Source organism: Kitasatospora nipponensis (assembly GCF_039528135.1).
GTDB classification, from domain to species: Bacteria; Actinomycetota; Actinomycetes; order Streptomycetales; family Streptomycetaceae; genus Kitasatospora; species Kitasatospora nipponensis.
Window position 1 is genome coordinate 7,866 of the sequence record NZ_BAAALF010000156.1, and the last position, 11,930, is coordinate 19,795.

The 11,930-nt window shown below is 73.0% G+C and carries 4 protein-coding genes and 1 pseudogene; 2 read left to right on the plus strand and 3 right to left on the minus strand.

Features of this window, described 5'->3' with window-relative positions; all coding sequences use genetic code 11:
- Positions 1-1,308, plus strand: a pseudogene (locus ABD323_RS30705) (hypothetical protein); the annotation flags it as partial.
- 65 nt (positions 1,309-1,373) lie between these two features.
- Here the strand turns inward: ABD323_RS30705 and ABD323_RS30710 are convergent.
- The gene (locus ABD323_RS30710) at positions 1,374-3,275 is read right to left on the minus strand and encodes an ABC transporter ATP-binding protein (protein ID WP_344445308.1); all 1,902 of its coding nucleotides are present in this window, start codon (positions 3,273-3,275) and stop codon (positions 1,374-1,376) included.
- Between the two features lie 337 nt (positions 3,276-3,612).
- Complete coding sequence (locus ABD323_RS30715) at positions 3,613-5,457, minus strand: AfsR/SARP family transcriptional regulator (RefSeq protein ID WP_344445305.1); 1,845 nt, start codon at positions 5,455-5,457, stop codon at positions 3,613-3,615.
- A 398-nt stretch (positions 5,458-5,855) separates the two neighbouring features.
- On the opposite strand from ABD323_RS30715, the gene ABD323_RS30720 reads away from it, so the two are divergent.
- The gene (locus ABD323_RS30720) at positions 5,856-8,672 is read left to right on the plus strand and encodes an AfsR/SARP family transcriptional regulator (RefSeq protein WP_344445306.1); all 2,817 of its coding nucleotides are present in this window, start codon (positions 5,856-5,858) and stop codon (positions 8,670-8,672) included.
- Between the two features lie 49 nt (positions 8,673-8,721).
- On the opposite strand, the gene ABD323_RS30725 is transcribed toward ABD323_RS30720, so the two are convergent.
- The gene (locus ABD323_RS30725; RefSeq protein ID WP_344445307.1) at positions 8,722-11,643 is read right to left on the minus strand and encodes an ATP-binding protein; all 2,922 of its coding nucleotides are present in this window, start codon (positions 11,641-11,643) and stop codon (positions 8,722-8,724) included.
- Between the last annotated feature and the right edge of the window lie 287 nt (positions 11,644-11,930).

Here is an 11,930-nt window from a genome sequence, read left to right on the forward strand (position 1 = left end):
GACGAGCAGGCGGTGGCGGCGCTGCTGGCCCGCGACCCGGCCACCCACGCCGACCCGAGCAATCCGGGCGCGGTGGCCCGCCTGCTGGATGAACTGCGGGAGGCCGGCGACACGCAGGCCGCGGCCGCACTGGCCGAGCGAGCCGCCGCCCACACGGACCCGGCGGACTCCCGCGCGGTGGCCTACCTGCTGCGATCACTGGGGAAGGCTGGGGACGAGCAGGCGGTGGCGGCGCTGCTGGCCCGCGACCCGGCCACCCACGCCGACCTGACCGACCCGGGCGCGGTGGCCGACCTGCTACGAACACTGCGGAAGGCTGGGGACGAGGTGGTGGCGGCACTGCTGGCCCGCGACCCGGCCGCCCACGCCGACCCGAGCAACCCCCTCGCGGTGATGTTGCTCATGGACGCGCTGTGGGAGGCCGGGGACGCGCAGGCCGCGGCGGCACTGGCCAAGCGAGCCGCCCTCCACGCCGACCTGACCGACCTGGGCGAGCTTGCCCTCCTGCTGTGGGAGTTGCGGAAGGTCGGGGCGCCACAGGCGGTGGCGATGCTGGCAAGGCGAGCCGCCGCGCACGCCGACCTGGCCGATGCGGGCGTCCTGCTGCGAACACTGCGGGAGGCTGGGGACAAGCAGGCGGTGGCGGCGCTGCTGGCACGAGACCCGGCCGCCCACGCCGACCCGAACGACCCCCTCGCGGTGATGTTGCTCATGGACGCGCTGCGGGAGGCCGAGGACGCGCAGGCCGCGGCGGCACTGGCCAAGCGAGCCGCCCTCCACGCCGACCTGACCGACCCGGGCACGGTGGCCGATCTGCTGCGAACACTGCGGGAAGCTGAAGAGGAGCAGGCCGTCGCAGTGCTGTTGGCACGAGACCCGGCCGTCCACGCCGACCTGACCGACCCGGGCGCGGTGGCCGATCTGCTGCGAACACTGCGGGAAGCTGAAGAGGAGCAGGCCGTCGCGGCGCTGTTGGCACGAGACCCGGCCGTCCACGCCGACCTGAGCAACCCGTACGCGGTCAGCCGCCTGTTGGAGGCACTTCGGGAGGCCGGGGACGAGCGGGCCGTCGCGGTGCTGCTGGCCCGAGACCCGGCTGCCCATGCCGACCTGAACGACCCGGACAAGGTGTTCGGCCTGATCCAGAGGCTGCGCCAGGCCGGCGAAAGCCCGGCCGCAGCGGCGCTCAGCGTCCGGGCTGAGAACGCCGGGCACTCCCCCGATCGGTTCGCATCCTACGGACGAGAGCCCGATGGACGGCGATCCCCTCCGTGGACATGGCGCGGCATCTTCCGGCACGAGGACTGACGGAGGTCGAGAGCCATCGCGGCACACCCGGCGCGGACTGCTCCCTCCGGAGCCGCCCGCGGCCGCTATGCCACTACCTCGGCGCCCTCCGGGATCGGGGCCACGGCGTGGAGCGGCTTGCTGAACTGGGTGCGGTACAGCTCCGCGTACCGCCCGTGCTCGGCGAGCAGTTCCTCGTGGGTGCCGCGTTCCACGATGTGTCCGCCCTCGACGACGAGGATCTGGTCGGCCGCGTGGATCGTGGAGAGCCGGTGGGCGATGACGATGGCGGTGCGCCCCGCCAGCGCCTCTGTGAGCGCTTCCTGGACGGCTGCCTCGGAGGTGTTGTCGAGGTGGGCGGTGGCCTCGTCGAGGATGACGACGCGCTGGCGGGCGAGGAGGAGCCGGGCGATGGTCATGCGCTGGCGCTCGCCGCCGGAGAGCCGGTAGCCGCGCTCGCCGACCACGGTGTCGAGCCCGTCGGGCAGCGAGCGCACGAGCTCTTCCAGCCGCGCCCTGCGCAGCACGTCCCACAGCTCGTCCTCGGTGGCCTCGGGGCGGGCGAGCAGCAGGTTGGCACGGACGGACTCGTGGAAGAGGTGCCCGTCCTGGGTGACCATGCCGACCGCTCCTCGCAGTGAGGCGAGGGAGATGTCGCGCACGTCGACTCCCCCGACGCGAACCGCGCCCTCGTCGGTGTCGTACAGGCGTGGCAGCAGCTGCGCGATCGTCGACTTGCCCGCGCCGGAGGAGCCCACGAGGGCCACGGTCTGGCCGGGTTCGGCGCGGAAGGAGATGCCGTGCAGGACTTCGGCGCCGTCCCAGGTGTCGAGCGCGGCGACCTCTTCGAGGGAGGCCAGGGACACCTTGCCGGCGGGCGGGTAGCCGAAGCGGACGTCCTCGAACTCGACGGCGACGGGCCCTTCCGGTACCGGCTCGGCGTCCGGCTTCTCCTCGATCAGCGGCTTCAGGTCGAGCACTTCGAAGACCCGCTCGAAGGAGACGAGGGCGCTCATGACCTCGACGCGAGCCCCGGCGAGCGAGGTGAGCGGCGCGTACAACCGGGTGAGGAGCAGGGCGAGGGAGACGACGGCGCCGGCCTTCAGGCTGCCGTGCAGGGCGAACCAGCCGCCGAGGCCGTAGACGAGGGCGAGCGCCAGTGCGGAGACGAGGGTGAGCGCGGTGATGAACGCCGACTGCGCCATGGCCGTGCGGATGCCGATGTCGCGCACTCGGCGGGCCCGCGCCGCGAACTCGACCGATTCGTCGTCGGGCCGCCCGAAGAGCTTCACCAGGGTGGCGCCCGGCGCGGAGAACCGCTCGGTCATCCGGGTGCCCATCGCGGCGTTGAGGTTCGCGGCCTCGCGCTGGAGCCCCGCCATCCGGGTGCCGGTGCGCCGGGCCGGAATGACGAACACCGGTAGCAGTACGAGGGCGAGCAGCGTGATCTGCCAGGACAGCGTGAGCATGACCGAGAGCGTGAGCAGTAGCGTGACGAGGTTGCCGACGACCCCGGACAGCGTGTTGCTGAACGCCCGCTGCGCGCCGATCACGTCGTTGTTGAGGCGGCTGACGAGCGCGCCGGTGCGGGTGCGGGTGAAGAACGCGACAGGCATCCGCTGGACGTGTTCGAAGACCGTGGTCCGCAGGTCGAGAATCAGACCCTCGCCGAGAGTCGCCGACAGCCAGCGGCTCAGCAGGCCGACCGCGGCCTCGCCGAACGCGATGAGCGCGATCAGCAGTGCCAGACGCACGACGACGCCCGAGTCCTTGCCGGACACGATCGCGTCCACGACCCGTCCGGCGAGCACCGGCGTGGCCACCGCGAGCAGCGCGCCGCCCACGCTGAGCAGCACGAACTGGGCGATACGGCGGCGGTGCGGGCGCGCGAAGGCACCGATGCGACGCAGGGTCGCGCGGGCGAAGGGGCGGCTGTCCCGCTGCGCGTTCATGACGCTGTGCAGCTGGCTCAGGGCTGTCATCTCCATGCTCATGAGAGGACGGTAGATCCTCAAGCTGGCTTAAGGTCAAGTGGCGATCCTCCAGGGGACCGCCGGAGCCGGGGAACCCGGCCTGCCCACCGGCGTGTTGTGATCCGGCGGACACGGCCCCGCGGCGCGCGGTGGCGTCCTGACCGTGCCTGCGAAGCGCGCGGGCCGGCGGGGATCTCCATCGGCGACTCGAAGGTTCGTGGCCGACTGGGAGTGGGCCTCGGCGGCGCGGGGCAGGGTCAGCGGCGTCCGAAGTCGTGGAGGCGCTCACGCCGAGGGGCGGGCACGGGTGGCGCGGCGGTTCGATGCGGATGTCGCGGTACCGGTCTCACGATCACCGCAGGCTCACCGGGTCGGTCGCCGCGGCTTCGGCTCGGGCGAACAGGCGCACCAGGTCGTGGAAGCGATAGCGGTCGTCCTCGGGTTGGTCCAGCATCCCCGCGTCGACGAGTCGTTCCAGGGTGTCGGCGGCGGCGTCCTCCGCCAGCCCCAGTGCTGTGGCCGCCTGCTCGGTCGAGTAGCCGGGCACGGTGGCCAGGTCCCGGCCGGCGAGCCGCCGGAAGGCATCGGCAAGTTCGTGCGGTAGCCGCCGGTAGCCGAGTCGCAGCTCGGTCTCGACGGCGAGGTCGCCGACGCGCAGCTCACTCAGCCTGCGCTCCTCGTCCTCCAGTCGGGCTGCGAAGGCGGCGATGCTCCACGCCGGCCGGGCCGCGATCTTCGTGGCCGCGACGCGCAGGGCGAGCGGCAGATACCCGCACGCCGCTGCGGTCTCCTGGGTGGCAGTCGGCTCGGCGGCGGTTCGGGACCGCCCGACGACGGCGGTCAGGAACTCGACCGCCTCGCCCGGCGTGAAGAGGCCGAGTTCCACCTCGCGGGAGAAGAGGGGCCCGCGCAGACGGGCGCGGCTGGTGACGAGCGCGGCGCAGGAGGAACTGCCCGGTAGCAGGTGGCCGACCTGCTCCTCGTCCCGGGCCTCGTCGAGCACGACCAGGACGCGTCGTCCGGCCAGTAGTGTCCGGTAGAGCTCCGCACGGTCCGCCAGTTGCTCGGGGACCGCCGGCGCGGGCACGCCGAGGGCCCGCAGGAAACCTCCCAGGACCTCGGCGGGGTCGGCCGGTTCGCCCCGTGCGCCGTTCAGATCGGCGTAGAGCTGGCCGTCGGCGAAAGCGGCACGGACCGTCCGTGCGGACCGCACCGCCAGGGTGGTCTTGCCGATGCCGGCGGCGCCCGAGACCACCACCACCGCAGGCGTCGAACGGCCGCCGGTGAGGCCGTTCGCAATCAGCTCGGATTCGGCGACCCGCCCGGTGAAGTCGCCGACATCCGGAGGCAGTTGGGCCGGAACGGTGGTAGGAGGCGGAGCTGCGGCAGGAGCCGGAACGGTGGCAGGAGCAGGGGTGCGGGAAAGAGCAGGAGCAGGCGGCGCGAGCTCGGGATCCGCGCACAGGATTCGCCGCTGAAGCCGCCGCAGATCCGTCCCCGGCCCGACGCCCAGCTCGTCGGCCAGTACACGGCGCGCGTCGGCGAACACCTCCAGCGCCTCCGCCTGCCGGCCACCGCGGTACAGGGCGGTCATCAGCAGTCCCCGCGGGCTCTCGCGCAGCGGGTGCTCGGCGCACAGGGCGGTCAGCTCCTCCACCAGTCGCGCATGCCCGCCCAGGCCGAGTTCCAGTTCCAGACAGCTCTCGAGGACGGCCGACCGTCGCTCGGTCAGCCGCTCCCGCTGCCGTTCGGCATACGGGCCGGGAACGCCGGAGAGCGCGGTACCGGTCCACAGCCCCAGCGCCTGACGGTACAAGGAGGCCGCGGCCTCCTCGCGGTCCTGTCGGGCAGCGGCGTCGGCCAGGAGGTCGAACTCCGCGGCGTCCAGACCCTGGTCCGCCAGCTCCAGGACATAGCCCCCAGCCCGGGACACCAGACTCCTCCTGGTGCCTGCTCCAGGGCCGATCGCCGCCCGCAGACGTGAGATGTGGTTGCGGACGACCGCGGCGACGGATCGTGGCGCGCTCTCGCCCCACACCAGGTGGACGAGTTCGTCGACCGTCACGACCCGTCCCGCACGCAGTGCCAGCACCGCCAGAACGGCCTGGCGCTGCCCGGATCCGACAGCGACCTCGTGTCCGCCGCACCGAATCCGTACAGGACCCAGCAACGAAACCCTCAAACCCTCCACGTCCACCCTCGGTTGGCACCCACCCGGTGCTGTCGGGACCGCTCCGCACCACCCCGCTGTGGTGGGTCACCGCCGTCCGTGACCGCGCGATCGACCCGCAGCCGCTGTCCGACTGCGTCGGCGGCGGGCGGCTTCGGCGGAAGGGACATTCTTGCACTCCCGATCGTCCGCGCTGCCCGGGGCGCGCCGCACCGGCCGGCCGTGCCGCGGGCCCCGGATCGGCGGGGCCTCGGCGTGCATTCGTGCGAACACGCGTCCCAGCGGCTACGTTGTCCCTCTCACCGCGCCCCTCGCCGCGGCTGCCGCGTCCCGGAGACCGGTCGTGCCGGATGGCGTCGGTGCTTCGTCCCGGCCGGGCGGGGCAGTCGCGCGGGGTGGCGACGGAACAGACGGACGGGACCAGGGTGACTGACATACGTATTGTGCTGCTCGGGCCTGTGCGGGCCACGAGGGGCGGGGAGGAGCTCGATCTGGGTCCGGCCCAACGGCACGCGGTGCTGGCCGCGCTCGCGGTGTCCGAGGGGCGTGTGGTCACCACGGAGGAGCTGGTCGACGGGCTGTGGGGAGACGCTCCGCCTGCCCATGCGGTGGCCGCGGTCCGCAACCACGTCTCGCACCTTCGGTCGGTACTGGAGGAGGACCGCACCGCACCCTGTGTGCTGGTCTCGGCGGGCGGGGGCTACGTCCTGCGAGTGCCGGTCGGCGCGGTCGATCTCACCCTCTTCCGAAGCCTGGCGCAGGACGCGGCCCGGCTGCGGGCCGAGGGTGACTTCGAGGGGTCGGCGAACCGGTTGCGTCAGGCACTGGGCCTGCAGACCGGGAAGCCGCTCGCGGGTGTCCCCGGCCCGCATGCCGAGCGGCAGCGCGAGATGTTCGCCGAGCGACGCCTCACCGTCGTGCACGAGCGACTCGAAGTCGAGCTGGCACTGGGGCATCACGCTCGGGTGGTGGAGGAACTCGCTTCTCTGGTGAGCGAGTTCCCGTTGAACGAAGGGCTCAGGGCACTCCTGATGACCGCGCTCCACCGCAGCGGTCGGCGGTCCGAAGCGCTGGCGGCGTTCGCCGACGTGCGCCGGGTCCTGGATGCCGAGTTGGGCGTCGAGCCCACGCTCGCGCTGCGCGATCTCCACGAGCGGATCCTGCGGCGCGACCCCGACCGGTGCGCGCCGGCGGCACCCGTTGCCGGCCGGCAACCGGGAAGCCACTCATACCCGGAGCAACTCCCGTCTGACACGCAGGAGTTCACTGGTCGCGGTGAACTGGTCGAAGCCCTGGTACGGGTGCTGGGGACGCCACAGGCGATGGCCCCGACCATCGTCGCCGTGGCCGGTATGGGGGGCGTCGGCAAGACCGCGTTGGCCGTCCACGTCGCCCAGCGGGTGCGCCGGCACTTCACCGACGGGCAGCTCTACGTCAATCTGCGCGGTGCCCGTCCGGATCCGATGGAACCGGGCGCCGTACTCGTCCGGTTCCTGCGCTCCCTGGGCGTGGCCGAGAGCGCCGTCCCCGAGCAGATCGAAGAACGCTCCGCGATGTACCGGTCGCTGCTCGCCGAGCGCCGGGTCCTGGTCGTGTTGGACGACGCACGCGACCTCGCACAGCTGCGTCCCCTGCTGCCGGGGTCCGAGCGCAGCGCCGTCCTCGTCACCAGCCGCTCGCGCCCGCTCGGCCTGGCGCCCACCCGACAGGTGGACCTGGATGTCCTCGAGCCCGACGAGGCGCTCGAGTTGTTCTCCCGGATCGTCGGCCGCCGGCGGGTCCACGCGGAGCCCGACGCCGCCCGCGAGCTGCTCGCCGCGTGCTGCCACCTCCCGCTCGCCATCCGGATCGTGGCCGCACGCGGCGCCGCACGCCCGGACTGGTCGCTTGCCGCGCTCTGCCACCGGCTCGCCGACCGGCGGCAGAGGCTGGCGGAGTTGAGCATGCACGATCTCGCGGTCGACGCGTGCTTCCAGCTCAGTTACGACCAGTTGCCCCCGCTCGCCGCGCGCGCCTTCCGGCTCCTGGCCGTCCCGCAGACGAGCGACCTGTCCCTGTCGGCCGCTGCCGCAGGCCTGGAGCTGACGGAGTCGTCCGCGCTGGACGTCCTGGACGGCCTGGTCCACGCCGGCCTGCTGGAGTCCCCCGCCCCCGACCGCTACCGGTACCACGACCTGCTGCGCCTGTTCGCCCAGGCTCGGGCCGAACAGCTCGACCCGCAGGAGGAGCACGGCGCTCTCGTCCTCAGGATGATCGACCAGGCCGTGGCAACGGCCGCCAACGCGTACCGCACCGTACGACCGGGCCACGGCATACCGGACGCCCTCGCCCCGGTGGCGGCGCCCGGGCTGCCGATGCCCGAGCGGGCGGACGGACACCGCTGGCTGGACGAAGAGGGCGGCAACCTCCTGGATCTGGCCGGGCAGGCGCTCGACATCACCGGCGCCCATGCCGCCGTCGCGGACCTCCTGCTCGCTCTCGACCCTCATCTGGACAGCGGTTTCCTGTGGCGCGACCTCATCGGCGTCTGCCGCCGCACGATGCACCTGGCCGCCGCCCACGGGGACACGCGGGCCGAAGGCCGGGCCGGCTACATGCTCGGCGGCGGTCTCATGCAACTGGCGGACCTGGACGAGGCCGAACCCGTCTCCGCCCGGGCAGCCGCGCAGGCCGGAGCCTGCGGAGACCTGCCGGTGCTGGCCGAGATCAACAACGTCCGTGCCATGATCTCCCATCAACGGCAGCGTACGCAGGAGTCGTTCGCGCTCTTCGCCGAGGCGATCCGGCACGCCGACGACTGCGGCAGCGCCTGGACCAAGGCGAACGCGCTGGCCAACAGCGTCATCTCGCACCTCGCCTGCGAGGAGGCCGACCTGGCCGGCCGCGCGGCCGAAGAGAGCCTGGCCATGTTCCGTCTCCTCGAGGATCCGTTCGGCGAGGCCTACGCGCTGCACTGCGCCGGCCGCGCGGCACGCGACCTGGGTGACGCCGACCGCGCGATCGCCCTGTACGAGCAGGTCCTCGCCCTGGCCCGCGCCCACGGTCTCCCGGTTTTCGCACCCTCCTCCATGCTGCACATCGCCAACTGCCAGCTGGACGCCGGCCGTCCGGCCGAGGCGGCGAGCTGGGCCGAGCAGTCCGTGACCGCCAGCCGGAAGCTGCAGATGCAGAGGATGGAGAGCCTGGCACTCGACACGCTCGCGCGCAGCCTCGCCGCGCAGCAGGCAGCGCACGGGTGCTGACGGCGTGTGCGCCCGCCACCACCGGGCCGGCGTCCCCGCCCGGGCGCGATCAGGGCCCGGTTTCCGCGGTGAGCGCCTCGACCAGGCCCGGGCGGCCGTCGATGCCGAGCTTGCCGTAGACGTTCGTCAGGTGCACCTCCACGGTGCGCAGCCCGACGAACAGGTGTTGGGCGATCTCCCGGTTCGTCATGCCCTTGGCGGCGAGGCCCGCCACCCGGCGCTCCGTGGGGGTGAGGGCCTCAACCCCCTGGAAGGTGCGGGTGCGGGGGCGGTCACCGGCGGCGCGAAGCTCTTCCAGTGCGCGATCGGCCACCAGCGCGGCGCCGTGCCGGTGGGCGATGGTGACCGCCTCCTTCAGGTGCCCACGGGCCTGCGCGACCCGTCCGGCCCGGCGCAGTTGGGCTCCCAGGTCACCCAGCGCCTGCGCGTGTCTGAACCGGGCCGGTGTTCCCTCCAGTGTCCGCACGGCCTCGCGCAGCATGCCGAGCCCCTCCGTGCCGCCGGTGGCGATCGCCAGCGCGCGCAGGGCCACACCGACGGCCTCAGGCACGCTCCAGCGCCGGGCGAGCGCCAGCTCCTCCTGTGCCAGTGCCTGGGCCGACTCCATCTCCCCGAGCAGCACATGGGCCAGGGCCGCCTCGGAGCGCCAGGGATAGATCCACGGGCAGCGCATGTTTCGAGCCTCGGTGCGCTCGCCGCACGTCCGGAAGTCCGTGATCGCAGCCGCCGGGTGTCCCTGAGCGAGGCGCAGCTGTCCACGGACCAGGTAGACGTAGTCGTTGACCCAGTGCCCGTTCATCTCGGTGGTCAGGCCGTTGCGTTCCAGCACTGACTGCGCCTCGGCGACCCGACCCTGCTTGACGAGGGAGTCGGCCAACGTGGCGGTCGCCAGGATGCTGTGGGCGTGGTGCGGGTCGACGCCGATCTCTCGTAGCGTCTCCAGGGCGGCCTCCGCGTCCGCCTGGCAGTCCAGGACCCGGCCGAGCTGGCCGTACACGCAGGCCCGGATGATGCAGCTGTGGGCGAAGGTGAAGGCGGAGCCACGGGTACGGGCCTCCTCCACCGCCGCGTCCGCGTAGCCGAGGGCCAGTTCCGTCTCGCCGGCGGAGCCGAGGAAGAGCACGGCCCCCGAGTAGACGAAGGACTCGTCGTCCGGCGGGTTCATCCCGTGGCTCAGTGCCCGCCGCACGAGGGCCACGGCCTCGGCGGGCGACTCGCCGAGCATGATCTCGCGAAGGCCGAGCAGCGCCGCCAGTGGCCGTTCGACCGCAGCCCCCGAAGCGTCGGAGATCTGCAGGGTCATCAGGCGGGGGACCACGGCGGGGGCCGACGTGGCCTCGTGGAGACCGGCATAGACCAGGTCGATCTCCAGGCGCAGCGCACGGGCGGGGTCGATGCCGCGCAGGGAGTCGGCGGTGCGTCGGAGTACGTCCAGCCCTTCGGGGTAGCGATCCAGGGCGCACAGCGCGCCCGCCAGGCGTCGCGCTGCCGCGGTCCGCTCCGCCGGATCCCGGGACAGGTCGAGGCCCTGTCCCAGATGACGTACGGCCGCCGGAACGCTGGAGGCCAGTCCCGCCTCGCCCAGTTCGATCAGCAGGGTGGCCCGGACGTCGTCCCCGAGCGGTTCGCGCAGCGCGCGGCGCAGCAGGACGAGCGCCCGGCCGGGAGCCCCCTGTCGCACCGCGTGGGCGGCGGCCCGGCGCAACAGGTCGGGTATCCAGCGAAGGCCCAGCGGCGCCTGAAGGGCGTGGGCCGCCACCTGCTCCATCGGCATGCCGTGGGACAGCATCACCTGCGCGGCGCGGGCGTTCACGTCCTGCCGCGTACTCGGCAGCACGTCGTTGGCGACGGCGACCCTGATCATCGGGCAGACGAACGAGGCAACGTGATCGCCCCGGCTCATCAGCCCGGCCCGCTCCAGAGCGTGGACGGCGTCCAGGACGGCCGACTCCGCAAGACCGGTGACACCGGCGACCAGATCGAGGGTCGGCGTGCCGCCCAGAACGGCGGACGCCTGGGCCACGGCCTGCGCGTGCGGCCCCGCGGCCTTGACGAGCAGCTGAACGGCCCGCCCCGCGTCGGACGGGACGTACCTGGCGAGCTGGGCTGCTGTCTCCGCGTCGGGCTTGAGGCCCGCTGTCCTGATGGATCCCAGAAGGGTGTGGAGCAGGAAGGGGTTGCCGCCCGTCGCGGCCCGGACGGCGTCGCGGAAGTCCTCGTCCCCGGCCACGCCGAAGATCTCCTCGATGACGGCGGCGACGGCGACACCGCCGAGGGTGGTCAGGGCGAGCCGATGACGGAAGAGCGCGACGACGCGGGTCAGGACGTCCGGGTCGGGCGAGGCCTCCGTGGGACCGACGGTGGCGATGACGACCACCGGTAGGTCGTCGGCACGGCGGAGCAGGGTCTGCAGCCACTGCAGGGAGGCCCGGTCCGCCCACTGCAGGTCGTCGATGGCGACGACGAGGCGGCCACGGGTGGCGAGTTTGACGGCCAGCCAGTACAGCCCGTTCAGTGTCGCGGCCTCGGGGCCGTGCTCAGCCGCCGGGTCGCCCGGCACCGACGTGTACGGGGAGAGGGCTCGCGCGGCACGCGCGGCCGGACCCTCCAGCAGGCGGTCCCTGCCGTCCGTCGCAGCGCCGTGGACCACGGGCTCGAACAGCTGGCGGACGATGCCGAACTCCACCTCGTGCTCCAAGGGGTCCGCCCAGGCCGACAGGACGGTCTCGCCACGCCGCCGGGCCCGGCGCAGTACCTCGCGGAGCAGCGCGGTCTTGCCGCCGCCGGATTCGCCCTGGATCAGAATGAACGCTCTGTGCGCGCTCTCCTGCCGCAGCAGTTCGTCCAGGGCGTCGAGCTCACGCTCTCGGCCGATCAGCACGGGGTCACCGCGTCGGCGACCGTGGTGGGCGTCGGCGCCGCCGGAGGGCAGCGTGCCGGGGGTGGACTTCCGTGCGGAGAGATCAGGCATGAGTGCTCAAGGTGGGGCTCGGTGGTTCGGTCCGGCTGCGGCCGGCTGACGAGCCGGTGCGCCTGGCCGGTCGACGACCCGCCCGATCCGGCTTGAACCCGATCGTGCAGGGCGCGTGTAACCGCTCGCTAAGTTCGCCGCGCGTGACGGCGCAGCGGGTTCGACCACGCTGCCGGTACAGCGGCCACCGAGCCGCCTGGTGCCGGGCGGCGCGAGCCGGGCTGTGGCCGGGTCAGTCCTTGTCGGTTCCGCCGGGCAGCTGGGACTGGATGAGGTTCATCACCGAG